Origin of the sequence: Paracoccus sp. JM45 (assembly GCF_003590715.1) — a bacterium.
GTDB lineage: Bacteria > Pseudomonadota > Alphaproteobacteria > Rhodobacterales > Rhodobacteraceae > Paracoccus.
The window spans coordinates 1-25997 of record NZ_QQVY01000002.1 but is presented as its reverse complement, the minus strand read 5'-3'; the positions used below and the strand labels follow the sequence as shown (position 1 = coordinate 25997).

The following is a 25997-nucleotide window of genomic DNA, read 5'->3' as shown; positions in this document are numbered from 1 at the left end:
GATGCGTGGAAATATGATGCAATGGGTCGGGCGCTTGGTTGCCGCCGTCTTTTTGGTGGGCGTGGTCGCCCTGACCGGTGCTGTCGTGGTTCTGGTGCGTCAGGCCGAAGGAATTCCACCCTGGCCGGTGTTTATGGGCGTCGTGGGCATGGTCGCGCTGATCCTGCTGGCAGGGGCTTGTCTGGCGCTGATCTCGATCGCGGGGTCGGCGCAGCGCAGCGCCGAGGCTTTGCGTCGTATGGCCATCCGTGGGGCGGAATTGCGCCCTGTGGGGCCAGCCGTTCCAGAAGCAGCTGCCGATCCGATCGGGCCGTTTACCCCTAAAAACCTGCAAGAGGTTCCAAAGAAGGCCGATCCGGCCCCAACCAGACCAGCCCGTCCTGCGGGCAGATCATTGGTCGCGGAACGCTGACATCACGGGGGTTTTGGCCCCCATTTTTATTTTCGCCCGATGCGTGGTTCCGTTCCTGCCATCAGGCGCCGGATGTTGGCGTGATGGCGTATGAAGATCAGCAGCGTCATAAAGCAGGTTACAGCAAGCAGATCACCGCGTCCCGTGATCGCGGCCGCCAGCGGAACAGCCACGGCAGCGATCAGCGCGCTGAGGCTGCTGATGCGCGTGACGGCGGCTGTAGCGGCCCATGCGGCGCAGGCGATCAGGCCCAAGGGCCAATGCAGTGCCAGCACCGTGCCAAGGAATGTCGCCACGCCTTTGCCGCCCTTGAAGCCCAGCCATACGGGGAAGCAATGTCCCAGAAACGCAGCCCCGCCTGCCAGCATGGCTGCCGTATCGCCCGCAAAATGACGCGCCAGCAGCACGGCGATCGCGCCCTTGCCGCTGTCCAGCAGCAGGGTTGCAAGGGCGGCGGGTTTATTGCCCGTCCGCAGCACATTAGTCGCGCCGATATTGCCTGATCCGATCTGGCGCAGATCGCCCAGACCAAGCGCGCGGGTGATGACCAGCCCGAAGGGAACGGCCCCCAGCAAATATCCGAACAGGGTCCAGAGGATCAGGGTCATGTGTTCTCTCCGAAAACGCGGCGGCCTGCGACCCAAGTGCCCTGAACGCGGCCCTGCATGCGGGCGCCATCAAAGGGGGTGTTCTTGGATTTCGACAACAATGCAAAGCGGTCCATGATGAAGGGGGCGTCCGGATCGAACAGGATCAGGTCGGCAGGGGCACCATTCGACAGACGGCCTGCGGGCAGGCCAAGGCGACGTGCGGGGTTCAGCGACATCGCCCGCAACAGTTGCGGCAGGGTCAGCCCGCCTTGGTGATGCAGGCGCAGGGCGGCGGGCAGCAGGGTTTGCAAGCCGACGGCACCGGGGGCGGCTTCTTCGAAGGGCAGGCGCTTGGATTCCTCGTCCTGCGGGGTGTGGAAGCTGGCGATGACGTCGATCACGCCATCTGCCACGGCCTGCACCATCGCCTGACGGTCGTCCTCGGACCGCAGGGGCGGGGTAAAGCGGAAGAAGGTGCGGTAATCACCGACGTCGAATTCGTTCAGCGTCAGATGGTGGATCGAGATCCCCGCCGTCACGTCCAGCCCCGCCTTGCGGGCGCGTTCCAGCGCGGGCAGCGATGCCGCCGTGGTGATCTGGTCGGCATGCCAGCGGCAGCCGGTCATGGCGACCAGCGCCAGATCACGGTCCAGACCCATCACCTCGGCCATCGGCGATACGGCGGGGATGCCGTAGAGCGAGGAGAATTTTCCGCTGGTCGCGGCGGCACCTTGCGACAGGCCGGCCTCTTGCGGGTGGCCGACGATCAGGGCGTTCAATCCGCGGGCATAGGTCATGCAGCGGGTCAGCAGTTTCGTGTCACGCACCACGCGGACGCCGTCGGTAAAGGCCACGGCGCCCAGATCGGTCAGAAATCCGATCTCGACCATCTCACGGCCTTCGCGCGATTTGGTCAGCGCGGCCATGTGGTGGATGTTGACGGGGGCATCGGCGGTGCGGCGGCCGACGAATTCCAGTGCCTCGGGGGTGTCGATGGGGGGCAGGGTGTCGGGGCGGGCAATGATGGTGGTGACGCCGCCAGCGGCTGCGGCCAGACCGGCGCTGCGGAAGCTTTCCTTGTGGCGTTCGCCAGGTTCGCCGATTTTTACGCCCCAATCGACGATGCCGGGGGCCAAGGCGCGGCCACGGCAGTCGATGACGGTCGCCCCTTCGGGGGCGGCGTCATCAGGGCCGCCACGTCCGATGATAACACCATCGCGGACCAGCAGGCTGCCCATGTCGTCGGTCATGGCTTCGGGGTCGATCAGGCGGGCATTGGTGAAGAACTGGTCCATGATTATGCCCCGCCTGCGGCAGCGCGGCCGCGTTCGGCGCGCAGGTTCCGCGCCAGAAGATCCAGCGCCGCCATACGCACGGCGACGCCCATTTCGACCTGATCCTGAATGACGCTGCGGTTGATGTCGTCGGCGATGGTGCCGTCAATCTCTACGCCGCGATTCATCGGGCCGGGGTGCATGACAATGGCGTCGGGGGCAGCCAATGCCAGCTTTTCGGCGTCCAAGCCCCAACGGTGGTAATATTCGCGTTCCGAAGGGATAAAGCCCCCGTCCATACGTTCACGCTGCAGGCGCAGCATCATGACGACATCGGCGCCCTTCAGGCCTTCGCGCATATCCTCATACAGTTCGACCCCCATATCGGCGGCACCGGCGGGCATCAGCGTCGATGGCCCGATCAGGCGGATACGGTTTTCCATCTTGCCCAGCAGGATCAGGTTCGACCGCGCCACACGGGAATGGGCGATGTCGCCGCAGATGGCGATGGTCAGGCGGTGCAGGCGACCCTTGGCGCGGCGGATGGTCAGCGCGTCCAGCAGGGCTTGGGTCGGATGTTCATGCCGCCCGTCGCCTGCATTGATCACCGCGCAGTTCACTTTTTCGGCCAGCAGGTTCACCGCGCCGGAATTGGGGTGGCGCACGACCAGCAGGTCGGGCTGCATGGCGTTCAGCGTCAGGGCGGTGTCGATCAGGGTTTCGCCCTTTTTCACCGAGGACTGGCTGACGGCCATATTCATCACATCGGCCCCAAGCCGCTTGCCTGCCAGTTCGAAGCTGGCCTGCGTGCGGGTCGAGTTTTCGAAGAACATATTGATTTGGGTCATGCCCGCCAGCGCATCGGAATGTTTGATGGTGCGGCGGTTCAGGGCGGCGTATTCCTGTGCCAGGTCCAGCAACGACACGATCTCGGCGGGTTTGAGATGGTCGATGCCCAGCAGGTGGCGGGCGCGAAAGCTCATGTGCAGCCTCTTGGTCTGGGGGTGCGCGATCTATTGCAGATGGCGGGCCGTGCGGCAAGCGGAACGGGGCCGGTTGCAGGCAATGCAAAGATCACTTGCCCGATCGTGTTTGCCCAGATATGGCGAAGCCATGCAAATGAACCGGTATCGCCCCCATATCCTTGCGACCCTGTCGCTTGGCCTGCCGTTGATCGGCAGCCATCTTGCCCGCATGGCCATTGGCGTGGGCGACACTGTCATGATCGGCTGGTACGGGGTCGAACCCCTTGCCGCGCTGATCATCGCCGGATCGTTTTTCCATATCCTGTTCTTTCTGGGCATGGGTTTCGGCACCGGCGTGATGGGCCTGATCGCAAGCCATATCGCCAGCGGCAATGAAACAGAGGTTCGCCGCGGTGCCCGTATGGCGCTGTGGCTGTCGGCGGGCTTTGCCTTGGCCGTCATGCCGCTGATGTGGTTTTCAGAACCGATTTTGCTGGCGCTTGGCCAGACGCCGATGGTGTCGGCACTGGCGCAGGATTATCTGCGAATCGCAGGCTGGGGGCTGGGCATCGTGCTGGGCCAGCTGACGCTGAATTCCTATCTGGCGGCTTTGGAACGCACTCAGGTGGTGATGTGGGTCACATTGGCGGGCCTGCCGCTGAATATCGCACTGAACTGGGTGCTGATCTTCGGCAATCTGGGCGCGCCGGAACTGGGTGTTCAGGGCGCGGCCATTGCCAGTGTCACCGTGCAGATCATCCAGTTGATCCTGCTGGTGCTTTACGCGCATTGGCTGCCGGTTGCGCGGCAGTATAATCTGTTCCAGCGGTTCTGGCGGCCTGACTGGCAGGCCATGGGGCAGATCGCCCGCGTCGGCTGGCCCATCGGCGTGACCATGGTGGCCGAGGGCGGTTTGTTCGTCGCCTCGAACATCATGATGGGCTGGATCGGTATCCCGCAGCTGGCCGCCCATGGAATCGCGCTGCAGATCACCTCGATCACCTTCATGGCGCATCTGGGGCTGTCCAATGCCGCAACCGTGCGTGTCGGGCAGGCCAAGGGGCGGGGCGACCGTGCATGGATGCGCGACGCTGCGATCACCGTCATCTGGATGTCGCTGGTTTTCGCCGCGATCGCCATTTCGATCTATATGTTGTTTTCGCACCAGCTGGTCCGCATGTATCTGGACCCTGCCGACCCGCAGGCAGCATTGATCGTCACCATCGGGGCCAGCCTGCTGATGTATGCGGCGCTGTTCCAGCTGACCGATGCGTTTCAGGTGATCGCGCTTGGCTTCCTGCGCGGTGTTCACGACACGAATGTGCCGATGTGGATGGCGGGCTTCAGCTATTGGGGGGTCGGCATGCCTGTGGCCTATTGGCTGGCGTTCCCCATGGGCTTTGGTCCGGCGGGGTTGTGGCTGGGGCTGTGCGCGGGGCTGACGCTGGCCTCGGTCCTGTTGATGTGGCGGTTCTGGCGCGGTCATGCGCGCGGGGACTGGACCCTGCCGCGCGCTGCGGTCTAACCTGCGCCAACCCAAGATCCGGAGGATATGATGCGCCCCGTTTTCGTCCAGTTCCGCTGTGAACCCGGCAAGACCTATCAGGTTGCCGAAGCCATCTATGACCGCGAAGTCGTGTCCGAGCTGTATTCCACATCGGGCGATTACGATCTGATGGCCAAGATCTATATCCCCGAGGATGAGGATGTCGGCCGCTATCTGTCCGACCGGCTGTTCGATGTTCCTCACATCAGCCGCACCCTGACGACGATGACCTTCAAGGCATTCTAAGCCCCCTTGCAGGACGGGGGCGGTTGCGGGCATGAATCGCGGATGACCAGATTTGCCCCGATCCCCGCCTCACTTCCTTCAACCATTCCGTTTGTTGGCCCCGAAACATTAGAGCGTCGGCGCGGCCAGCCCTTTGGTGCACGACTTGGCGCCAATGAAAACGGTTTTGGCCCCAGCCCGCGTGCCATTCAGGCCATGCGCGATGCCGTTCCGGAAATCTGGAAATACGGCGATGCCCCCAGCCATGATCTGACCAATGCGCTGGCAGCGCATCTGGGTGTGCGCGTTGATAATCTGGTCATCGGCGAAGGCGTCGATGGTCTGCTGGGTGTGCTGGTGCGCCTGATGATCGGACAGGGTGATGTGGTTGTCACATCCGAAGGGGCCTATCCGACCTTCAATTATCACGTCACGGGCTTTGGCGGTGTGCTGCACAAGGTGCCTTACCGCGACGATCACGAAGACCCGCAGGCATTGATCGAGGCCGCCCATAAGACCGGCTCGCGCATGGTCTATCTGTCCAATCCCGACAACCCGATGGGCAGCTGGCATTCCGGCAAGGTGATCGAAGCCATGCTGGATCAACTGCCCGCCGGTTGCCTGTTGCTGCTGGATGAAGCCTATATCGAGCTTGCCCCGCAAGAGGCTGTTCCCGACATCGACGCAGACGACCCCCGTGTGATTCGCATGCGGACCTTTAGTAAGGCTTACGGGCTGGCGGGGGCGCGGATCGGTTATGCCATCGGTGCGCCCGATCTGATTGCGGGCTTTGATCGCATCCGTAACCATTTCGGCGTGAACCGCATCGCGCAGGCGGGAGCCTTGGCGGCGCTGGCCGATACCGAATGGCTGGCGCATGTGCAGGATCAGGTGGCGCAATCGCGTGACCGTATCGGCCAGATCGCGCGTCAGAACGGGTTGAGGGCGCTGCCTTCGGCCACCAATTTCGTTGCGGTAGATACCGGATATGACGGCGCATATGCCGCAAATCTGGTAAAGGCGCTTGAGGATCGGGGCGTCTTTATCCGCATGCCGGGTGTGGCCCCGTTGAACCGCTGTATCCGCATCAGTTGCGGTCCGGCAGATGAAATGGACCTGCTGTCCGTCGTGCTGCCCAAGGCGTTGGACGAACTGAACGCAGGTTAAAGGCTGTCCCCGCCGGTGGAATAGCCCACCGGCGGGGATGATCTTACATCGCGGCCAGCTGATCCAGCGCCGCCGCCAGACGGGCGATATCGTCATCCAGTGCCGCCAGTTTGGCACGGGTTTCCTCGATCACCTCGGGTTCGGCGTTTTCTGCGAACTTGGGGTTCGACAGGCGCTTGCGCAGCCCTTCGGCATCCTTGACCGATTTCGCCTGCGATTTTTTCAGACGTGCGGTTTCGGCGGTCACGTCGATCACATCCCCGATGGGCAGGGCAAAGCTGGCCCCTTGGGCGGAAACGGCGATCATGCCCTTGCCCGCTACGCCATCGACCGGCGTGTTGACCCGCGCCAGACGCTCGATCAGGGGCGCATTGGCGGTCAGGGCGGCGCGGGCGGCGGCGTCAGCCTCGGTCACGATCAGGTCCAGTTTGGCACCTGCGGGCACGCCCATCTGCGAACGGGCGGAACGCACAGCCTCGATTAGGGCGATGACCCAGTTCATCTGGCGATCCGCATCCGCGTCGATCAGGTCGGACCCCAGTTCGGGCCAGTCGCCATGCACCAGCATACCTTTGCGGTCACCGGTCAGGGACCACAGCTCTTCGGTGACGAAGGGCATGATCGGGTGCAGCATCAGATAGCACTGGTCCAGCACCCAGCCCATGGTTTCACGGGTTTCCTGTGCGTGGTCGCCGTCAAACAAAGGCTTGGCGAATTCCACATACCAGTCGCAGACCTTGCCCCAGACAAAGGCATAAAGCCCCGTCGCCGCATCGTTGAAACGATAGCTGGCCAGCGCCTCATCCGTGGCCATCAGGATGCGGGCGGTTTCGCCGATAATCCAGCGGTTCACGGTATGGGTCGGCATGGGACGTGCCGCACCGCCGCGCACGCCGTTCATCTCGGCAAAGCGGGTCGCGTTCCAGATCTTGGTGACGAAATTGCGGTTCACCTCGACATGCTTTGGCCCCAGCTTGGGGTCGCGGCCCATTGCGGCCATGCTGGTCAGCGTAAAGCGCAGCGCGTCGGCACCGAAATCATCGACCAGGGTCAGCGGGTCGATGACATTGCCCTTGGATTTGGACATCTTCGCGCCTTTTTCGTCGCGCACCAATCCGTGGACATAGACGGTGTGGAAGGGGATATCCTTCACCACCTCCAGCTGCATCATCATCATGCGGGCGACCCAGAAGAAGATGATATCAAAGCCGGTGACCAGCACGTCGGTCGGGAAGTATTTTTCCAGCTCCGGCGTGGGTTCGGGCCAGCCAAGCGTGCCGATGGGCCACAAGCCGCTGCTGAACCATGTGTCCAGCACGTCAGGGTCGCGCCAGACCGGATAGACCAGCTCGGTCGGGTCCTGCGACAGGTTATAGGCGGCCAGCGATTGCGCCAGCATGTGGACGGCGGCGTCACGGTCGGCAACCTCGACCACGCGGCTGTGGGACAGGGGCTGGGGCAGGTCGGCAATAAGGTTGCCGTAAAGGGCTGCGACATCATCGAAATGCGCGGCGCATTGCTGGCGTTCGCCGGCATGGACCAGACCGTCTGCCAACAGGCGGAACAGCTCGACCTCGTCCAGCGCACCATTGCTTTCGTCATCGACGAAGTTCTCGACCGACAGGTCCAGACCGTACCAGACGGGGATCTGGTGTCCCCACCACAGCTGGCGGGAAATGGTCCAAGGCTCGATGTTTTCCAGCCAGTTGAAATAAACCTTTTTATGCTGCTCGGGCAGAATCTGGGTGCGGCCATCGCGCACGGCGTCCAGCGCGGGGCCGACGATGCGTTTGGTGTCCACGAACCACTGGTCGGTCAGCATGGGTTCAATGACCACGCCCGAACGGTCGCCGAATGGCTGCATGATCGGTTTGTTGTCGATGACGGGGCGGCGTTCCAGATGTTCTGCGCCAGTCTCTTTTTCGATTTCCTTGTGCAGATAGGTCACGGCCAGACCATCGGCGGTGATCTGGTCGATCACGCGCTTGCGGGCCTCGAACCGGTCCAGTCCGCGCAATTCGTCGGGCACAAGGTTCACGTTGGTAACGTCACCGACGTCCTCACCCTTGGACGCGCGTGACGCGATTTCCGCGCTTTCGGCATAGGACAGGCCGTCGGTCCGCATCGCGCCCTTGGTATCCAGCAGCGCATAAAGCGGGATGTTGTTGCGCTTGGCGACTTCGTAATCGTTGAAATCATGTGCGCCGGTGATCTTGACCGCGCCGGACCCGAAATCGGGGTCGGGATATTCATCGGTAATGATCGGGATCAGACGGCGGGTGGCCTTGGGGCCGACCGGAATTTCGACCAGCTTGCCAACGATGGGGGCATAGCGGGCATCATCGGTATGTACAGCCACCGCGCCATCGCCCAGCATGGTTTCGGGGCGGGTCGTCGCGATGCTGATATAGTCGCGGGTTTCGCGCAGGGTGACGGTGCCGTCTTCGTCGCGTTCGATGTATTCATAGGTTTCGCCGCCCGCCAGCGGGTATTTGAAATGCCACATATGGCCGGGCACTTCGCGGTTCTCGACCTCAAGGTCGCTGATGGCGGTTTCAAAATGCGGGTCCCAGTTCACCAACCGCTTGCCACGATAGATGATGCCCTTGTTGTACAGATCGACAAAGACGCGGATCACGGCGTCGTGGAAGTTGCCTTCCTGACCTGCGGGCGCGCCGGGGGCACCCGACATGGTGAACGCATTGCGCGACCAGTCGCAGGACGCGCCAAGGCGTTTTAGCTGGTTGATGATCGTGTCGCCGGATTCCTGTTTCCAGTCCCAGATCTTTTCGACAAAGGCATCGCGGCCGATCTCGCGGCGGTTCGGTTCATCGCGCTGCGCCATCTGGCGTTCGACGACCATTTGGGTGGCGATGCCCGCATGGTCCTGACCGGGCTGCCACAGTGTGTCGAAACCGCGCATCCGGTGCCAGCGGACAAGGATGTCCTGCAGCGTGTTGTTGAAGGCGTGGCCGATATGCAGGCTGCCGGTGACATTGGGGGGCGGGATCATCACCGTGAAGGTTTCACTGCGCGATGCATTGGCCCCTGCGGCGAATGCACCGGTCTGTTCCCATTCGGCGCTGATACGGGCCTCGGCGGCCTTGGCGTCAAAGCTTTTGTCCATCGTCATCGTTGCGATCCCCTTTGTTGAGGATGGATTAGCGAATATGGGACAAAAGGCCAAGAGACGCCGGTGTCAGCGAAGATCGACCAATTGGCTGAAGCCGCCCCAGAACATCCGCATGCCGTCAAATGGCATATCGGCCATTTCGGGATGGTCTTCGGACATCATCGCGGCCCATGCGGCATCGGCTGTGGCGCGGTCGGGCCATTCGATCCATGAAAAGACCGGAACCTCTTGTTCCTGCGCCTGCGTGGCGCGGTAAAAATCGGTCTGTTTGCCGTGGGGGACATCCTCGCCCCATGTTTCGACCATGCGCAATGCGCCGTGCTGTTTGAACACCGGCCATGCTTTTGTCGCATGCGCGGCATATTCTTCGCGCTTATCCGCAGGCACAGCTGCGACGAAACCTGAATAATAGCTCATCTCTCCAACTCCCTCTGGCTGCGGGCAGGGTGCGCCTGTTGCAGATTCGGGGCAAGCGGTGAGATTTTTGGGGGGGCGGGATCCGGTTTGCGGGACGGTTTTTCGGATAAAAGACACCCCTGATTATGGCAATGTGATCCGGCGTTGCGTTCCGTCGCGCGATGCTGCCGGTTGATTTTGTGAAACTGACATGATTGTCGTCATAATAACGGGGCTGTCATGCATTTCTGGTCTTTTCATCAGCGAAATCGGAACCCAAAAGCGCAATTCTGGGTTCGGCATATCAACCCGCTCATCTTTCTTTGCGAAAGGAACCGCAATGGGACAACAGAAGACCGTCTGGGATAATCCGGCGGATGTCATTCGCCATCTTGCTCCGGAACATCCGGTCATGGTCTTCGCGCCAACGGTCCTGCAGGATCGCGCGCGGCAGTTCATTCAAGGCTTTCCGGGCCTTGTGACCTATGCTGTGAAATCCAACCCAGATGAGGCCGTGATCCAGAATCTGGTCACTGCGGGTATTCAGGGTTTCGACGTCGCCTCACCGTTCGAAATTGATCTGATCGGGCGGATGGCACCGCATGCGGCGCGCCATTACCACAACCCTGTCCGTGGCCGTTCAGAAATTGCGCATGCGGTCAGCGTTGGAATTACGTCGTGGTCGGTGGACAGCAAATCCGAATTGGACAAGCTGTTCGAACAGGTGCCGGCCAAGGTCGGCGATAAAGGGGTCGAAATCTCGCCCCGTTTCAAGCTGCCGGTTTTGGGTGCGGCTTATGACTTCGGGTCAAAATTCGGGGCCTCGCCCGAACTGGCCGCCGAATTGCTGGCCGAGGTGGCGCGCCGCGGCTATGTCCCGTCGCTGACCTTCCATCCGGGAACGCAATGTACCGACCCGATTGCATGGGAAAGCTATATCCGCGTGGCCAAGGATATCTGCGATATGGCGGGTGTTGCAGCGGTTCGCCTGAACGTCGGCGGTGGTTTTCCGTCTCATCGGGTGATCGGGGTCGAACCTGACTTGGCTTCGATCTTTCAGGAAATCGGCGATACCGCGACCGAGATGTTTGGCGACAACGCCCCTGCGCTGGTTTGCGAACCGGGACGTGGGCTGTGCGCCGACGCCTATGCATTAATCACGCGTATCAAGGGTATCCGCGATGGTGGCGATGTCTTTCTGAATGACGGCGTATATGGCGGTCTGGCGGAATTGCCGATTGTCGGGAACATTGACCGGATCGAGGTTCTGTCCCCCGAAGGCACCCCGCGCACCGGCGAAACGCACGGGCGTGTCATCTTTGGACCGACGTGCGATTCGGTCGACCGTCTGCCCGGCGAATTGGGCCTGCCCGATGATGCGGTCGAAGGTGACTATGTCATCTTCCACGGGGCGGGGGCCTATTCCACCGTGACCAATACCCGTTTCAACGGGTTCGGCGCGGTGACCAACGCAACAGTGATGCAACTGTCATAAGCGATTTTTCATGCCCCCATGCTAGCTTGGGGGCATGAATGTGATTCGACCTGCGACCACCCATGTTATTCTGCTGGACGGCACCTTTGCCTCGCTTCGGGACGGACGACGCAGTTCGATTGGCCGGATCCATCGCCTGCTGACCGGCCAGCTAAGCCTGCCACCCGCCCAAGGCCGCTATCGCATCCATTACGGGATGGGACAGCAATGGAACCGCTGGCGGACGCTGCCCGAACTTGTCATGGGCATCACGCTGGAATCCCGTATTATCCATGCCTACAGCTGGCTTGCCTCGGGGTATCGGGAAGGCGACCGGATTTTCATGTTTGGCTATTCGCGCGGGGCGTTCGCCATCCGCAGCCTTGCGGGCATGATCTGCCGGATCGGGCTGCTAAGGCCGGAATATGCCACAGAACGCAACGTGCGGCTGGCATGGCGGTATTATCAAAAAGGCGGGTCCGAGGCATCGATGGCAGCGTTTCGCAGACGCCGGTGCCAGCCTGATACCGATGTCGATATGGTCGGTTGCTTTGATACTGTGATGGCTTTGGGTATCCGCCTGCCGCTGCTGTGGATGCTGACCGAACCGCGGTTCCGTTTCCATGACGCGCATCTGGGGCCAGGTATCCGGCATGCGTTTCAGGCCCTTGCGCTGGATGAAACCCGCGCCGCCTTTTCCCCGCTGCTGTGGGACAGCGAATGGGCAGCGGACCGGATCGAACAGATGTGGTTTCGTGGTGCACATCCCGACATTGGCGGCCAGCTGTCGGGTTTCGAATTCGCGCGACCCCTGTCAAATATCCCGCTGACATGGATGCTGGAACGTGCCGAAAGCGTCGGTCTGGACCTGCCGGTCGGCTGGCGCGGGTTGTTCCCCTGTGACGTGGATGCCCCAGCGATCGGCACGTGGCGTAATTGGGGCAAGGCATTTCTGGCCCGCACCCCGCGGATTGCAGGGCGGCACATCAGCGAAAAGCTGCATTCCAGCGTCAGTCTTCCCTATGTCGGCCATGCCGATCTGGTCAACCATCTGGCGCAGAATGCCGATCCGGTGCCGTATGGCGATATCGGATCGGCTAGTGGATCGACCTAGGCGACCGCTTCCAGCGTGGCCTTTGGCCGGACACCCAAAGCTGCACAGACATCGCGGGTCAGATCGGGGCGGTTCAGCGTATAGAAGTGCAAACGGTCCACACCGCCCGCAATCAGCTTTTCGCACAGATCGACGCAAATACCGGTGGAAAGTTCGCGTTGCGCCTCTGTGCCGTCCAATGCGGCCAGATCAAACGCCTCATGCGCCCAATCGGGGACCGAGGTGTTGCACATGGCGGCAAAGCGCTTGGTGCCGGCCCAGCTCTGGATAGGCAGGATGCCTGGAATGATCGGCGCATTGATACCCGCGGCCACGCATTTGTCGCGGAAACGGAAGAAGGTATCAGCGTCAAAGAAGAACTGGGTGATGGCGCTGGTGGCACCGGCTTCGATCTTGCGCTTCAGCCATGCGACATCGGTATCGGTATCGGCACTCTCGGGATGGGGTTCGGGATAGGCGCCGACGCGGATGTTCATATCGCCACGGGCGGCAATCGCCTCGATCAGATCGACGGAATTGGCAAAGCCGTCCTGATGGGCGGTGAATTTATCGGCACCTTTGGGGGCATCGCCACGCAGGGCGACGATTTCACGGATGCCCGCATCGGCGTAATCCTGAACGATGGCCATGGTTTCTTCGCGCGTCGCCTCGACGCAGGTCAGATGTGCAGCCACCTCCAGCCCGAACTGGCGGTTGATCGTGGTGACGGCCTCATGGGTCAGTTTGCGGGTCGTGCCGCCCGCGCCATAGGTCACCGATACAAATTCGGGCGACAGGGGGGCCAGCGCCCGCGCGGTTTCCCACAGCCGGAACGAGGCATCCAGCGTCTTGGGCGGGAAAAACTCGAAGCTGATCTTTGGGTCTTTGCGGGTCATGACGTTTCCTTTCGGTTCGTAGGCCTTGTGCCACGCGCAGCGGCGTGAGACAAATTCATAATCCTCAAGATAAACGTGAGCCGAATTCATCATGCATCTGGAACTGCGCCATCTGCGAACTGTTCACGCCATCCATGCCCAAGGCGGTCTGGCCCGCGCAGCCGAGGTTTTGAATATCACCCAATCGGCCCTGTCCCATCAGGTTAAAGCGCTAGAGGAACAGGCAGGCCTTGAACTTTTCGTCCGCCGCACCAAGCCGATGCGCCTGTCTGCCGCAGGGATCCGCCTGCTGCGGCTGGCCGAACAGGTTCTGCCGCTGGTCGCCGCAACCGAGGCCGAATTCAAGGGCGTCGAGGCGGGTCGCATCGGGCGTCTGCATATCGCCATGGAATGCCACGCCTGTTTCGACTGGCTTTTGCCGGTTCTGGATATCTTCCGCCGCGCATGGCCCGATGTCGATGTCGATATCCGTCAGCGCCTTGCCTTTGGTGCCTTGCCTGCCTTGGTGCGCGAGGAGGTCGATCTGGTCATCTCCTCGGACCCCGAGGATTTGCCGGGCATCACCTTCCAGCCGCTGTTCGATTACGCACCGACGCTGATGGTATCTGCGGGGCATCCGCTGGTCGCCAAAGGCTATGCCGACCCTGATGATCTGGCGGGGGAAACGCTGATCCATTATCCCATGGATCGCGGACGGCTGGATGTGTTCAGCCAGTTTCTGACGCCGGCGGGGGTTGAACCGCTGCGGGCACGGACGGTAGAACTGACGGCAGTGGCGGTGATGCTGGTGTCATCGGGGCGGGGGGTGGCTGTCATGCCGGACTGGGTTTTGCGCCGTGAAAGTGCCAATCCCGAACTGGCGCTATTGCCTTTGGGGCCGCAGGGAATACGGCGGCGGCTTTATGCAGCGGTGCGTCAGGACGACCTGTCACAGCCTTATATGGCCCATGTGTTGCGGCTTTCACGCACCGAACCCCTGCGAATGCTGCGTGGTTCCGCCGCGTGATGTGCCTTTCGCTTCACATTCCGCGCGCCAAGCCCTATGACGCGCCAACCCCTTTTTCCGGAGCATGTGATGGCAAGCGCCAATCTAAACGTCATGGTCAAGGCCGCCCGCAAGGCCGGGCGCGGCCTCGTCAAAGACTTTCGTGAAGTCGAAAACCTGCAGGTCAGCGTCAAGGGCGCCGGTGATTTTGTCACCCGCGCCGATCGCGAAGCCGAACGCCAGATCAAGGAAGAGCTGCGCGAAGCACGCCCCAGCTATGGCTGGTTGGGCGAGGAAACCGGCGAAGAAGCTGGCGAAGACCCCACCCGCCGCTGGATTGTCGACCCGCTGGACGGCACGACCAACTTCCTGCACGGCCTGCCCCATTGGGGTGTCAGCATCGCGCTGGAACATAAGGGCGAAGTTGTTGCCTCGGTGATCTTCGATGCTGCCAAGGATGAAATGTTCGTGGCTGAAAAAGGCGGCGGCGCATTCATGAACGACCAGCGCCTGCGTGTGTCGGGCCGCACCCGTCTGTCCGAATCAGTCTTTTCGACCGGCGTTCCTTTTGCCAGCCGTGGCGCATTGCCCGCATCCTTGCAGGATCTGGCGCGTCTGATGCCGATTTCGGCGGGCGTCCGCAGCTTTGGCGCCCCGTCGCTGAACCTGTGCTATGTCGCGGCCGGTCGTTTCGACGGTTACTGGGAACGCGGCACCAAGCCATGGGAAGTCGCTGCAGGCATCCTGATGGTCCGCGAAGCCGGTGGTTTCGTCGAAGGCATCCGCGAAGGCGAAAGCCCGCTGGAATCGGGTCGCATCGTTGCCGCGAACCCGTCGCTGCTGGAACCCTTTGCCAAGGTGATCCGCACGCGCGACTGATCGCGACCGGTGCAACAAGAACACGGGGGCCGGGCTTGCAGGATATGCAAGTCCGGCCTTTTCTTGACCTTGGGTCATATGGGGCGCAACAGGGGGGCGTTCCTGAAAGCATTCCCCATGTCCGATCAACATTCCGATTATACCTATGGTGCCTCAGCGGCGACCGCCTCGGCCCCGCCGCCCATGCCGCCGCAGATTGCGCCGCCAAAGCAGGACCGGACCGGTCTGGCCATCCTGCTGATGTGCGTGGTCAGTTTCATCTTTGCCCTGCAAGACAGCGTGTCCCGCATTCTGGGATCGCAATATCCCGCTGTGCTGATTGTGATGATCCGCTATTGGGTCTTTGCCGCCTTTGTCACGGTGCTGGTGTCCCGCCAGCCGGGAGGTTTGCGTCGCGCCATCCGCACGAAACGTCCCCTGACACAGATCGCCCGCGGGGTCCTGCTGGCCGCCGAAGTGCTGCTGATGGTCGAGGCGTTTGTCCGCCTTGGCCTGATCGAAACACATGCGGTCTTTGCGGTCTATCCCTTGCTGATTGCGGCGTTGTCAGGGCCGATCCTTGGCGAAAAGGTCGGCTGGCGGCGCTGGACGGCCATCGGCTTCGGCTTTGCGGGCATTCTTGTGGTGTTGAACCCCAGTGGCGGTGTGATGTCATGGTCGGCGCTGTTGCCCTTCGGGGCGGCGTCGTTATTTGCGCTTTACGGTTTGCTGACGCGGCATGTGTCGCGGGATGATCCGGCGATGGTCAGTTTTTTCTGGACCGGCATTGCGGGGGCTGCGGCCATCACGCTGGTCGGTATCTGGGACTGGCAATGGCTGGCCCCGACCGACTGGATCTGGATGGCGGCGCTTTGCGTTTGCGGCATGACATCGCATTATCTGATGATCCGCAGCTATGAAATGGCCGAGGCATCGGCCTTGCAGCCGTTTTCCTATACCCAGCTGGTCTGGATCAGCTTTATCGGCGTCATCTTCTTCAGCGAGACATTGCGCACCAATGTTATCATCGGTGCCTGCATCGTCGTCGGCGCGGGAATGTTTACCTTATGGCGTCAAAGGCAGAAGGCTCGATAGGCCAGACCTTCGGCAGTTGCGGCCCATAGGCAGGCCGTTCCGGCGGGCGTTTGGACAGCGCCAGCGTCAGCCGCAAGGGCGGTGGCGGCATCAGCCCGCCACCCGACAGATCCCAGCGGGTGACAACCGGCGCGGGTTTGCCATGGATGCGGGCGCGATAGACGGGCAAAGCCTCGGCCACGCGCATGACATAGTTGCGGGTTTCGTCAAAGGGGATCAGTTCGACCCATTCGACGGGATCGGCGTCGCGTCGCAGGTCGCCGAAATCATTCAGCCAGCGTGCCGGACGGCCGGGGCCTGCGTTATATCCCGATGCAATCAGCGCGACCGAAGTGCCGAAGCGTTCCGCCAACCCCTGCAGATAGGCAGACCCAAGGCTGGCGTTGTAAAAGGCATCCATCGACAACCGGTCCAGTTCATAGGGCACACCGATCTGGCGCGCCATCTGTTCTGCGGTTGCGGGCATCAGCTGCATCAGACCCTGCGCACCGACATAGCTGCTGGCCGCAAAGTTGAATTCCGATTCCTGCCGCGCAATGGCCATCACCAATTCGGGCGGCGGCCCAAGGTCGCGGCGTTCCAGCCCTGTCAGCGGAAATTGTGCGGCGGGCCAGATGACACCTTGATTGGCGGATTGCTTGGCCAGTCGCAACGCGTGCCAAGGGGCGCCTGCTTCAAACATCAGGCGGGACATGCGGGCAATGTCCTCGGGGTCGGCATCCTGCGCCACATGCAGGAAAAAGCGCTGTGCCTCGTCCCGACGGCCCGATGCGATCAACCACAGACCAGCGCGGAACAGCCCGTTTTCCCGCAGATCGCTGCCGCGCCAATCGGGCAGGGTGTCGATGGCAGGTCCGGTCACCGCATATTCGGCGGGCAGGGGTTCATGCACCTGCTCCATCGCCAGCTGGCCGTAATAGACACCTGGGAATTCGGCAGCCTGACGGAAGGCTTTTTCGGCGTCGCGGTCATGCCCAAGCGCCTGATGCGCGCGGGCCTGCCAGTAAAAGGCGCGGGCCTTGCTGATGGCGGACCCCACAACGGTTTCCAGATGCAGGAAATGATCCAGCGCCAGTTGCGGCTGGTCGGTCTTCAGGGCGGCGAACCCCGCCAGCCATTCAAGATCGGAATAATGACGGTTGTCGGGGTCCAGAAAATGCGGGGCGGCCAGATCCAATGCGCGTTGCCAATTGCCATTGCGCATGGCCAGACGTGCGTAATCGACCCGCATCTGTGCCCACCGGTCCGGCACACGCAGGCTTTCGGCATCGACCGAGGCTTCCAGCATCAGGTCCTGCGCGCCGTCATGCATCTTGGCTTTCACGCGCCACAAAAAGCGGTCCATCGTTAGACCGGCATCACTTCGCGCGCCATCGGGCAGGGCAAGGATCAGATCGTCCACCCCTTCGCGGCCAGATTGCAGGGTGACGCGGGCTTTGATGAGCGGCTGCAAGGCGGGGGTCAGGCGGGGCAACAACCGTTCGGCCTGTTGCCATTCGCCCTGATCCAGCATCGCTGTCGCGCGGGCGGGGACCAGTTCGGCCAGTTCGCTGTCCGGATCGGCCAGCAGCGCGGTTTCTTCGGCGGCCGTCATCGGTTGCAGGGTGAAAAACAGCGCCCGTTCTTCCCGCGCCTTGCGGCGGGACAGGGTGGGGGTCAGCGCCTCCAACCCCGACAAGGTGGCCGGATGGCGACCCTTGAACCAGTCGCGGATGTCATCAGGGTCGTCATCGGCACGCAGCTTTGCCTCGCCCTGTTTATAGATCGCATCCAGACCGGGCCAGCCGGGGTTTTCGCGCAAGAAATCGGCGTATTCATGGAAACTGCCATATCCGGCGCGCAATGCCTGCCAGCCGACCAAAGCTTCAGCCAGGGGTCCGGCGCGTAGGGCGGCGTCGCGGGCCGTCACCCAATCGCGGCTGTCGGCGGCGGCAAGGGCCAGCGCCATCGCGCCCGCATCCTCGGCCTGCGCAGGGGTGGCAAGGGGCAGGACCGCAAAAAGTCCAGCATACAGCATGTCACGCATAAGTCGCATCGGCATCCAGTCTTATTCGCAAACGGTCGTGGCGCAATTCACAACCTTGGCAAGGTCCTTCCGCGGGGATAGGGATGTCGGCGAATTCATTATCCAACCCCAGCAGATCAGTCATCAAGGAGCGTGTCATGTTCAAAGGGTCTCTGCCAGCCCTCGTCACGCCGTTCGATCAGGACGGCGAATTGGATCTGGACGCGCTGAAAAAGCTGGTCGAATGGCATATCGACCAAGGCAGCCACGGTTTGGTGCCTGTCGGAACCACAGGCGAAAGCCCCACCCTGACCCATGCCGAACACCGTCTTGTTATCGAGGAAGTGGTCAAGGCCGTCGATGGCCGCATTCCGGTCATTGCCGGTGCGGGGTCGAATGCGACGCGCGAAGGGATCGGGCTGATCCAGCATGCCGCCGAAGTGGGTGCGGATGCAGCATTGGTCGTCACGCCCTATTACAACAAACCGACGCAATCGGGCCTGATCGCGCATTATACGGCGCTGACCGATGCCTGTGACCTACCGATCATCATCTATAACATTCCGGGCCGTTCGGTCGTGGATATGATGCCCGAAACGATGGGCGTTCTGGCGAAGATCCCGTCGATCATCGGGGTCAAGGATGCCACCGGAAAATTGGAACGTGTCAGCTGCCAGCGCATCACCTGCGGCCCCGATTTCGTCCAGCTGTCGGGTGAGGATGCGACTGCCCTTGGCTTTAACGCGCATGGTGGTGTGGGCTGTATCAGCGTCACCGCAAACGTGGCCCCCAAGTTGTCGGCGCAGTTTCAGGAAGCGACCCTGCGCGGCGACTATGCGGCGGCACTGGAATATCAGGACAAGCTGATGCCCCTGCATATCGCCATTTTCATCGAACCCGGTCTGGTCGGTGCAAAATACGCCATGTCGCGTCTGGGGATGTGTGACGAACGCGTCCGCCTGCCGCTGACGCCCCTGACCGAACCCACGCGCCGCCTGATCGATGCCGCGCTGGAACATGCAGGCCTGCTGTAAGCGCCTGAAAGGGCAGGGGCACCGCCCCTGCCTGTCCCGATCCGGCATGCCAGCCTTATAACGCGAATGCGACCTGCAAAAATTGCGGGCGGGATTCGCATTCCCGAAAAGATCGGCTAATGTTTGTCGATCTGTATTTTTTTCGGGCCAAACCGCGCCGCAGTGTAACGTAGCAGCCCCCGCATGCGTAAGGACGTTCGATGACGGCGAAAGACAGCAAGGTCAAAGAAGACTGGTCGGCGCTTATGCGCGCGGCCATCGCAGGTGACCAAGTTGCCTATCGACGGGTTCTGTCGGCAATGACGCCGGTTCTGCGCGGAATCATCCGCGCACGGGCAGGCAGCATGGACGCAAGCTGGTGCGAGGATGTGGTGCAAGAAACTTTATTGGCGATTCACGTGAAGCGCGCGACCTGGGACCCGCAGATGCCTCTGCGGCCATGGGTCTATGCGATTGCACGGCACAAATTGGTGGACGCGTTCCGTAAACGGGGCCGCGCCGTCCATGTGCCAGTGGATGATTTTGCCGAAACGATACCCGCCGAGGCTGAACAGGACGGTTTTGAAATGCGTGACGCGGCGTCGCTGATCGACCGCTTGCAGGACCGCGATGCCGCCCTGTTGCGCTGTCTGGCAATCGAGGCGCGCACGCAGGATGAATGCGGCGTTAAACTGGGGCTTGCCCCGGGAACGTTGCGGGTGGCTTTGCATCGCGCATTGCAGCGGTTGGCAAAGGTACGACAGGAGAACGGGCTATGAAGACCGAAGAACTGCTAAACCTGATTGCGTCGGATGACGTGTCCGACGGTCCGTTGACGCCAAAAGTTCTGGGCGCGGGGGTTGCGATGCTGGCCGTTTTCGGCGGGCTTGTTCTGGCGGTGCTGGGTATCCGTCCCGATCTGGTGCAGGCGATCATGGATCCGGTCACGGCCATGAAATGGGTTATTCCCTTGGTGCTGACCGTTGTTGCCGCAGGGGCTGCGATCCGTTTGACCCGACCGCAGACCACAACCCTGCATTTTGCACGCGGGGTGATCTTTTCCATTCTGATTGCTGCCGCTGTCTGGTGGCTGACGCAGGCTGTCGGCCTTCGGCCCGAACAGGTCGAAACGCGAAGTATGGGCGGCACGGCGATGATCTGCCTCAGCTCGATCAGTCTGATTTCGATCCCGACACTGGCAGTGGTGATGTATCTGCTGCGCGCCGGTGCCAGCCCTGCGCCCGCCCTTAGCGGTGCCATGGCGGGGCTAAGCGTCGCGGGTGCGGCCACCGCGATCTATGCGCTGCATTGCAATGAAGATACGCCGTTGTTCTTTATCCTGTGGTACGGGCTGGGCATGTCGATCGTGACGGCTGCAGGGGCTTGGGCCGGACGTCGCTTCCTGCGCTGGTAAGGCAAAACACCGGTCTGCGGGTCATGAAGTTTCCCGGAATCGCAGACCGGCCTTTTCAATGCCGCCAATAGACCCCATATTGGCCCTAAGGAGAGGAGTGACCCATGCCACTAACCCATTTCCTGATGCTGATCACGGTGGTCATACTTGGGGCCGCCATGACCTTATGGGTCAGCCTTGCTGCTGGGTGGTCACCCATTGCCGTGCCGTTGCTGGCGCTAAGCGCGGCATTTCTGGTGCATTACAACCATCGCAACGGGCATGACCACGACAGCTGATCAGCTGTCCAGTTCGGCGTCCCAATACAGAAAATCCATCCAGCTGTCATGCAGGTGATTCGGTGGAAAACGCCGCCCGATCGTGTGCATTTCATCAGCGGTCGGTTGTTTTGCCGGTTTGCGCAGATGCATGCCCGAATGGCGCAGGCTGCGGTTCGATTTGCGCAGGTTGCAGGGCGAACAGGCCGCCACGACATTTTCCCAACTGGTAATGCCGCCGCGCGACCGTGGCACCACATGGTCAAAGGTCAGATCACCCTTGGCCCCGCAATACTGACAGCAGAATTCGTCCCGTAAAAATAAATTAAAGCGCGTGAAGGCCACGCGCTTTTGGGGTCGAACATAATCTTTCAGCACAACAACTGATGGTATCCGGAAGGCCTGTCGCTGACTTCGGACCTCGTGGTCGTATTCGGCGATGATCTGGACGCGGTCCAGAAACACGGCCTTGATCGCTTCCTGCCACGGCCACAGTGACAACGGATAATAGCTGAGCGGCCGGTAATCGGCATTCAGCACCAGCGCCGGATAATGGCGCAGATTGGCCGGTTCGCGCACGAACTGGGTTCGGAATTCGGTCTGGTGATGATCGTCCAGCATATTGCCCTTCCACCTGCACGGCGGAGCTTTGACCGCCGTGCCTGTCAGATCCATGGTCCGACTATATATCGCCTCAGGCATCTGGCAAGCCTGCGCGTCATCGGACGTCTTTGGCGCAAAGCTAATCGCCTGCGGTGACAGCAGCATGACAGGTTGGTGGGCAGAAGGCCGCCTAGCGCGGCAGCCTTTCATGCAGGAAGGAAAGCGCGGCGGACAGCCCGTCTTGTGAAATGCCGTGGGCAGTGCCTTTCATGACATGGCCATAGACGACAAAACCTGCCTCTTGCAGGGCGTTACCGGCCAGATCCATATCGGCGAACGGGACGACAGGGTCCTGATCGCCATGCAGCAACAGGACGGGCGGCTTGACACGCGCCTCGGCGGCAAGGGTTTCGGGGGACAGCAGGCGGCCCGAAAAGCCGACGACGCCTGCGATCTGTTCGGCGCGGCGTGGCGCGATATGCAGCGACATCATCGTGCCTTGCGAAAACCCGACCAGTGCCAGCTTGTCAGCAGTCAGACCCTCATCCGCCAGCACCTTGTCGATAAAGGCGTTCAGGGATGCGGTGGAACGATCCATCCCCGCCTTGGCCTGTTCTTCGGATGATCCGTCCAACCACGGGATAGGAAACCACTGGAACCCCATCGGGTTGTTTTTACAGCGTTCCGACGCATTTGGCGCATAGAATGCGGTATTGGGCAGGTGCTGGGACAGCGGATCGGCTAGACCCAACAGGTCATCACCATCCGCGCCATAACCATGCACGAAAATCACGACCGAGCGGGCCTTGGCAGGGCCCTTGCGGGCGGATGTCAGCTGTTCGGTCATAATGTTCCCTCGCGTCCTTTGGCTATTCGGTAATAGGCCCACAGCCCCCGTGCCGCAACCGCGCGCCATGGCTGCCACGGTTCGGCCAGCTTGCGCAGGACCGCAGGCGTGGGGCGGGCAGGCAGGTCATACATGATGCGCGCGGCCTCTTGCAGAGCCAGATCGCCTGCGGCCAGCACATCGGCGCGGCCAAGGGCGAATTTCAGATAAATCTCGGCGGTCCAGATGCCGATACCGGGCAGGGCGACCAGACGCGCAATGGCATCATCGTCATCCATGTCGCGCAGGGCGGACCAGTCCAACCCCGCCTCGGCAATGCCGCGCAGATAGCGTTGCTTGGGGCGCGACAGACCCGCGACGCGCAGATCATCATCGCTGGCGGCGCGAATCGCTGCCTCGGTCAACAGCCCCGCATCCTGCATCCGCGCCCAGATGGCCCCCGCCGCGGCGATGGAAATCTGTTGGCCGACGATGGCGCTGGCGATCGCCTCGAACCCGTCATCGCGGCGGCGCAGGGGCAGTTTGCCCAATTGGGGCAGCACCTTGGCCCAGACGGGGCAAACCCGCGCCAGATGGGCGCAGCCTTCGGTAATGTCATCTTGGGTGGAAATCAGGCGCCTAGGCACCTTCTTTTGCCTCCAGCTTGAGCCGTGTTTCCCATGCCATCGAAATATGTTGCCGCAACGCGTGGTCGGCGGCATCGGGGTCACCTGCGGTGATGGCATCCACGATACGGGCATGTTCGGCCAGCGCGGTTTCGCTGCGCCCTTCGGCGGCCAGCGATGTGCGGGCCATCAGCGCCATGGTGCGGTGCACCAGATCAAGCTGTTGCACCAGATAGCGGTTATGCGATGCCAGATGGATCTGGCGGTGGAAGCGTTTGTTGGCGCGGGCCAATGCCTCGGGGTCGCCGGTGGATTTGTGATCCTCTTCGACCATATGGGCCAGAACGCGCGCCTCTTCGGGGGAGGCATGGCGGGCGGCCAGACGGGCGGCCAGCGCCTCCAGTTCGGCCCGAACGGCATAAAGTTCAGCCAGCTGGCTGTGATCCAGCGATGCCACGATCAGGCTGCGACCGTCGCGCACCAGCATCGCCTGCGTTTCCAGACGTTGCAAAGCCTCGCGCACAGGGGTGCGCGACACGCCAAAGCGTTCCGCCAATTCGGATTCAACCAAACGGTCGCCCGGACGATAGGTGCCGCTTTCGATTGCGGTCAGGATCAGGGAATAGGCATCTTTCATGCGGCACACGATTGGCCGTGCCGCGACGAATTGCAAGCATCAGCGGCCCAAGCTATGGGATGGAAATGGATTTTTCGCATGTTCGTGTCTGGATCTTCGATCTGGACAATACGCTCTACCCGCCCGAAGCCCAGCTGTTCGCCCAGATCGAGCGGCGGATGACGGCTTATATGATGCGCGTGCTGGGTGTCCCGCAGGGCGATGCCGACCGGTTGCGCGCCGAATACTGGCGGCTGCACGGGACTACGCTGGCCGGTCTGATGGCCGAACATCAGGTCGATGCGACGCATTATCTGGCCGATGTGCATGACATCGATTTTTCGGTGCTGGACCCCGCCCCCGATCTGGCCAAAGCCATTGCCGCCCTGCCGGGGCGGCGGATCATCCATACCAATGGCGATGCCGCCTATGCCCGACGGGTGCTGGCAGCGCGCGGTCTGGACGATCCGGCGCTGTTCGACAGCGTTTACGGGATCGAGGAAGCGGGCTTTCACCCCAAACCCGCGGCCATCGCCTTTGATCGTGTGCTGGGGGCTGCGGGCATTGACCCGCAACAGGCCGCGTTTTTCGAGGATGACCCCCGCAACCTGGCCGTGCCCCATGCGTTGGGCATGCGGACGGTTCTGGTGGGGCAGGGGCGGCATGGTCCCGATGCGTTGGACGGGCTGGCCGAACATGGCCCCCATGTGCAGCACCGCACCGATGATTTGACGGGTTTCCTGCAAGGCCTGCTGCGTGGCTGAATGCTGCCTGCGACAGCGCGGCCTCTGGCCCTTTGGCGGGCTTGGGGGCAACATGCAGGGCGTAAGGCAAGGGGCAATGCCATGAACGGCAGCATCGAAGATATCGACATCCTGATCTCGGGCGGGGGCATCGCCGGATTGATCACCGCTGCGGCCTTCGGGGCCGAAGGGTTTTCGGTTCTCTGCGTCGATCCCGCCCTGCCTGTGACCGATGAAGGGGCCAAAGGGGCCGATCTGCGGTCCACGGCATTCCTGACGCCGTCGGTGCAATTGCTGGAAAAGATCGGGCTGTGGGAACGGCTGGCACCCTATGCGACGGCGCTGCAGGTGATGCGGATCGTCGATGCAGGCGGGGCCGAGCCGACACCCCGCATGACCCGCGAATTCGACGCGGCCGAAATCGGCGGTCAGCCCTTCGGGTGGAACCTGCCGAACTGGCTGCTGCGACGGGAAATTTCGGCACGGTTGGACCAGTTGCAAACGGTGCGTTTCCAGCCGGGCACAGGGACGGCCAATGTCCAGACCCGTGATGACGGGGCGCTGGTGACGCTGTCGGATGGCCGCCGTATCCGCGCGCGGCTGCTGGTCGGGGCGGACGGGCGCAATTCCCCCGTGCGTCAGGCATTGGGCATCGGGGTTCGTACGCTGCGCTATGGCCAGAAGGCGCTGGCCTTTGCGGTGACGCACGACCGGCCCCATCACAATGTCTCGACCGAGGTGCACCGTTCGGGCGGGCCCTTTACGCTGGTGCCGCTGCCGGATCGGGAAGGCAAATCCTCATCCGCGATTGTCTGGATGGAAAACGGCCGTGAAACCGCCCGTCTGGCTGCCTTGCCTGCCGATGAATTTGAGGCGGCGGTGAATGCCCGTTCCGCAGGCGTGCTGGGCCATCTTAGCGTGGCGACGCGCCTGACTGAATGGCCGATCATCAGCCAGATCGCCGACCGCTTTACCGGCCCGCACACCGCCCTGATCGCCGAGGCCGCCCATGTCCTGCCGCCAATCGGTGCGCAGGGTCTCAACATGAGTCTGGCCGATCTGGCCGCGCTGCTTGATCTGTCCAAGGATAACCCCGGCAGTGCGGAGTCGCTGGCGCGGTTCGAACGCACGCGCCGTCCCGATGCCTATGCGCGTTTGCTGGGAATCGACGCGTTGAACCGCGCCAGTCAGGCAGAACTGCGCCCCTTGCGCGATTTGCGGGCTGCGACTTTGGGCGGGCTTTACGGTATCGCGCCCATGCGCCGCCTGATGATGAAAGCGGGCTTGGGCCTGCGCTGACCTTGAAGCGCAGGCTGCCGCGCCTTAGGTCGAGGGTCCAAGGACGACCTTGGCGCCAGATAGGACCTCGGGACGACCCGATCCAAGACCGGAGGCGTTATGCCTTGGATCCAACTTGCTGCTGCCGGACTGCTTGAGGTCGTCTGGGCTGTTGCCATGAAGCAATCGCACGGCTTTTCACGCCTTCTTCCAACAGGGATCATGGTGGTTGGAATGATCGCATCCTTCTGGCTGCTGGCGCTGGCCATGCGCAGCCTGCCGTTAGGCACGGCCTATGCCGTCTGGACGGGGATCGGTGCGATCGGCAGCTTTGTGATCGGCATGACACTGATGGGCGAGCCGGTGACCCTGCTGCGTATTCTGGCCGCCACGTTGATTTTTTCTGGCATCATCGTGATGAAAATTGCGTCCTAAGCCTGTTTGCGTCCCGCGACCGCCGGGGGGCTTGCCGCCCCCCGGACCCCCCGCAGGGCGTCTTTGAAATGC

General features: G+C 62.0%; 28 protein-coding genes. 16 read left to right on the top strand and 12 right to left on the bottom strand.

Features of this window, described 5'->3' with window-relative positions:
- Position 1: 1 nt before the first annotated feature.
- A complete protein-coding gene (locus DWB67_RS03830; RefSeq protein ID WP_119806212.1) occupies positions 2–412 on the top strand; it encodes a hypothetical protein in 411 nt (136 codons plus the stop codon).
- Between the two features lie 26 nt (positions 413–438).
- Here DWB67_RS03830 and plsY read toward each other — a convergent pair whose 3' ends face one another.
- From plsY to DWB67_RS03815, 3 genes are read right to left on the bottom strand one after another with little or no spacing between them, the layout of a single operon-like run.
- Positions 439–1020: a glycerol-3-phosphate 1-O-acyltransferase PlsY gene (plsY, locus tag DWB67_RS03825; protein WP_119806211.1), complete on the bottom strand. Its 582-nt coding sequence runs from the start codon at positions 1018–1020 to the stop codon at positions 439–441.
- A complete protein-coding gene (gene pyrC, locus DWB67_RS03820) occupies positions 1017–2297 on the bottom strand; it encodes a dihydroorotase (RefSeq protein WP_119806210.1) in 1281 nt (426 codons plus the stop codon). Before pyrC ends, plsY begins: the two co-directional genes overlap by 4 nt.
- A gap of 2 nt (positions 2298–2299) precedes the next feature.
- Positions 2300–3259 (bottom strand): aspartate carbamoyltransferase catalytic subunit, encoded by a 960-nt coding sequence (locus tag DWB67_RS03815; RefSeq protein ID WP_119806209.1) that lies wholly within the window; start codon positions 3257–3259, stop codon positions 2300–2302.
- 130 nt (positions 3260–3389) lie between these two features.
- Between DWB67_RS03815 and DWB67_RS03810 the strand changes: the two genes are divergently transcribed.
- Genes DWB67_RS03810 through DWB67_RS03800 form a run of 3 tightly spaced genes read left to right on the top strand, consistent with a single transcriptional unit; the run spans position 3390 to position 6179 of the window.
- Positions 3390–4766, top strand: coding sequence for an MATE family efflux transporter (locus DWB67_RS03810; protein WP_119806513.1), 1377 nt, complete (start codon positions 3390–3392; stop codon positions 4764–4766).
- A gap of 30 nt (positions 4767–4796) precedes the next feature.
- Entirely contained in the window at positions 4797–5033 is a 237-nt protein-coding gene (locus DWB67_RS03805; RefSeq protein ID WP_119806512.1) for an Lrp/AsnC ligand binding domain-containing protein, read from the top strand.
- Between the two features lie 42 nt (positions 5034–5075).
- Positions 5076–6179, top strand: a complete 1104-nt coding sequence (locus DWB67_RS03800; RefSeq protein WP_119806208.1) for a pyridoxal phosphate-dependent aminotransferase — start codon at positions 5076–5078, stop codon at positions 6177–6179.
- Between the two features lie 43 nt (positions 6180–6222).
- Here the strand turns inward: DWB67_RS03800 and DWB67_RS03795 are convergent, their stop codons facing one another.
- Both DWB67_RS03795 and DWB67_RS03790 read right to left on the bottom strand, forming a co-directional pair.
- A complete protein-coding gene (locus DWB67_RS03795; RefSeq protein WP_119806207.1) occupies positions 6223–9312 on the bottom strand; it encodes a valine--tRNA ligase in 3090 nt (1029 codons plus the stop codon).
- Between the two features lie 66 nt (positions 9313–9378).
- On the bottom strand, positions 9379–9729 hold the full coding sequence (locus DWB67_RS03790; protein WP_119806206.1) for a DUF1428 domain-containing protein: 351 nt from the start codon (positions 9727–9729) through the stop codon (positions 9379–9381).
- A 319-nt stretch (positions 9730–10048) separates the two neighbouring features.
- Between DWB67_RS03790 and DWB67_RS03785 the strand changes: the two genes are divergently transcribed.
- Both DWB67_RS03785 and DWB67_RS03780 read left to right on the top strand, forming a co-directional pair.
- Entirely contained in the window at positions 10049–11203 is a 1155-nt protein-coding gene (locus DWB67_RS03785; protein ID WP_119806205.1) for a type III PLP-dependent enzyme, read from the top strand.
- Positions 11204–11237: 34 nt separating this feature from the next.
- The gene (locus DWB67_RS03780) at positions 11238–12296 is read left to right on the top strand and encodes a DUF2235 domain-containing protein (protein WP_119806204.1); all 1059 of its coding nucleotides are present in this window, start codon (positions 11238–11240) and stop codon (positions 12294–12296) included.
- Here the strand turns inward: DWB67_RS03780 and metF are convergent.
- Positions 12293–13171, bottom strand: a complete 879-nt coding sequence (metF, locus tag DWB67_RS03775; protein WP_119806511.1) for a methylenetetrahydrofolate reductase [NAD(P)H] — start codon at positions 13169–13171, stop codon at positions 12293–12295. The genes DWB67_RS03780 and metF overlap by 4 nt on opposite strands.
- Before the next feature lie 91 nt (positions 13172–13262).
- Between metF and DWB67_RS03770 the strand changes: the two genes are divergently transcribed.
- The 3 genes from DWB67_RS03770 to DWB67_RS03760 all read left to right on the top strand — a co-directional run bounded on the left by DWB67_RS03770 (position 13263) and on the right by DWB67_RS03760 (position 16109).
- Positions 13263–14177 carry a LysR family transcriptional regulator gene (locus tag DWB67_RS03770; protein ID WP_119806203.1) on the top strand — a complete coding sequence of 305 codons (915 nt, stop codon included), beginning with the start codon at positions 13263–13265 and terminating at the stop codon, positions 14175–14177.
- A gap of 66 nt (positions 14178–14243) precedes the next feature.
- Complete coding sequence (locus DWB67_RS03765; protein WP_182911498.1) at positions 14244–15035, top strand: inositol monophosphatase family protein; 792 nt, start codon at positions 14244–14246, stop codon at positions 15033–15035.
- A 117-nt stretch (positions 15036–15152) separates the two neighbouring features.
- The gene (locus DWB67_RS03760; protein WP_119806201.1) at positions 15153–16109 is read left to right on the top strand and encodes a DMT family transporter; all 957 of its coding nucleotides are present in this window, start codon (positions 15153–15155) and stop codon (positions 16107–16109) included.
- Here DWB67_RS03760 and DWB67_RS03755 read toward each other — a convergent pair.
- On the bottom strand, positions 16075–18135 hold the full coding sequence (locus DWB67_RS03755; protein WP_182911482.1) for a lytic transglycosylase domain-containing protein: 2061 nt from the start codon (positions 18133–18135) through the stop codon (positions 16075–16077). The two genes, DWB67_RS03760 and DWB67_RS03755, sit on opposite strands and share 35 nt — an antisense overlap.
- Positions 18128–18259 carry a hypothetical protein gene (locus DWB67_RS18255; protein WP_255418538.1) on the bottom strand — a complete coding sequence of 44 codons (132 nt, stop codon included), beginning with the start codon at positions 18257–18259 and terminating at the stop codon, positions 18128–18130. The genes DWB67_RS03755 and DWB67_RS18255 overlap by 8 nt, the downstream gene beginning before the upstream one ends.
- 13 nt (positions 18260–18272) lie before the next feature.
- Between DWB67_RS18255 and dapA the strand changes: the two genes are divergently transcribed.
- From dapA to DWB67_RS17995, 4 genes are all read left to right on the top strand, one after another.
- Positions 18273–19148: a 4-hydroxy-tetrahydrodipicolinate synthase gene (gene dapA / locus DWB67_RS03750; RefSeq protein WP_119806199.1), complete on the top strand. Its 876-nt coding sequence runs from the start codon at positions 18273–18275 to the stop codon at positions 19146–19148.
- 200 nt (positions 19149–19348) lie between these two features.
- Positions 19349–19906, top strand: coding sequence for a sigma-70 family RNA polymerase sigma factor (locus DWB67_RS03745; RefSeq protein WP_119806198.1), 558 nt, complete (start codon positions 19349–19351; stop codon positions 19904–19906).
- Positions 19903–20541 (top strand): NrsF family protein, encoded by a 639-nt coding sequence (locus DWB67_RS03740; RefSeq protein WP_119806197.1) that lies wholly within the window; start codon positions 19903–19905, stop codon positions 20539–20541. Before DWB67_RS03745 ends, DWB67_RS03740 begins: the two co-directional genes overlap by 4 nt.
- Before the next feature lie 104 nt (positions 20542–20645).
- Positions 20646–20819, top strand: coding sequence for a hypothetical protein (locus tag DWB67_RS17995; RefSeq protein WP_182911481.1), 174 nt, complete (start codon positions 20646–20648; stop codon positions 20817–20819).
- On the opposite strand, the gene DWB67_RS03735 is transcribed toward DWB67_RS17995, so the two are convergent.
- From DWB67_RS03735 to DWB67_RS03720, 4 genes are all read right to left on the bottom strand, one after another.
- Positions 20820–21419, bottom strand: coding sequence for an HNH endonuclease (locus DWB67_RS03735; RefSeq protein ID WP_119806196.1), 600 nt, complete (start codon positions 21417–21419; stop codon positions 20820–20822). It lies immediately after the preceding gene.
- A 172-nt stretch (positions 21420–21591) separates the two neighbouring features.
- Positions 21592–22248: an alpha/beta hydrolase gene (locus DWB67_RS03730; protein WP_119806195.1), complete on the bottom strand. Its 657-nt coding sequence runs from the start codon at positions 22246–22248 to the stop codon at positions 21592–21594.
- Positions 22245–22874 (bottom strand): DNA-3-methyladenine glycosylase, encoded by a 630-nt coding sequence (locus tag DWB67_RS03725; RefSeq protein WP_255418537.1) that lies wholly within the window; start codon positions 22872–22874, stop codon positions 22245–22247. Before DWB67_RS03725 ends, DWB67_RS03730 begins: the two co-directional genes overlap by 4 nt.
- On the bottom strand, positions 22867–23490 hold the full coding sequence (locus DWB67_RS03720) for a GntR family transcriptional regulator (protein ID WP_119806193.1): 624 nt from the start codon (positions 23488–23490) through the stop codon (positions 22867–22869). Before DWB67_RS03720 ends, DWB67_RS03725 begins: the two co-directional genes overlap by 8 nt.
- 65 nt (positions 23491–23555) lie before the next feature.
- Between DWB67_RS03720 and DWB67_RS03715 the strand changes: the two genes are divergently transcribed.
- The 3 genes from DWB67_RS03715 (at position 23556) to DWB67_RS03705 (ending at position 25925) form a co-directional block, all read left to right on the top strand.
- Positions 23556–24233 (top strand): pyrimidine 5'-nucleotidase, encoded by a 678-nt coding sequence (locus DWB67_RS03715; RefSeq protein ID WP_119806510.1) that lies wholly within the window; start codon positions 23556–23558, stop codon positions 24231–24233.
- Positions 24234–24314: 81 nt separating this feature from the next.
- Complete coding sequence (locus DWB67_RS03710; RefSeq protein ID WP_119806192.1) at positions 24315–25511, top strand: UbiH/UbiF family hydroxylase; 1197 nt, start codon at positions 24315–24317, stop codon at positions 25509–25511.
- Positions 25512–25610: 99 nt separating this feature from the next.
- On the top strand, positions 25611–25925 hold the full coding sequence (locus tag DWB67_RS03705; RefSeq protein WP_119806191.1) for a multidrug efflux SMR transporter: 315 nt from the start codon (positions 25611–25613) through the stop codon (positions 25923–25925).
- The last annotated feature ends 72 nt before the right edge of the window (positions 25926–25997 follow it).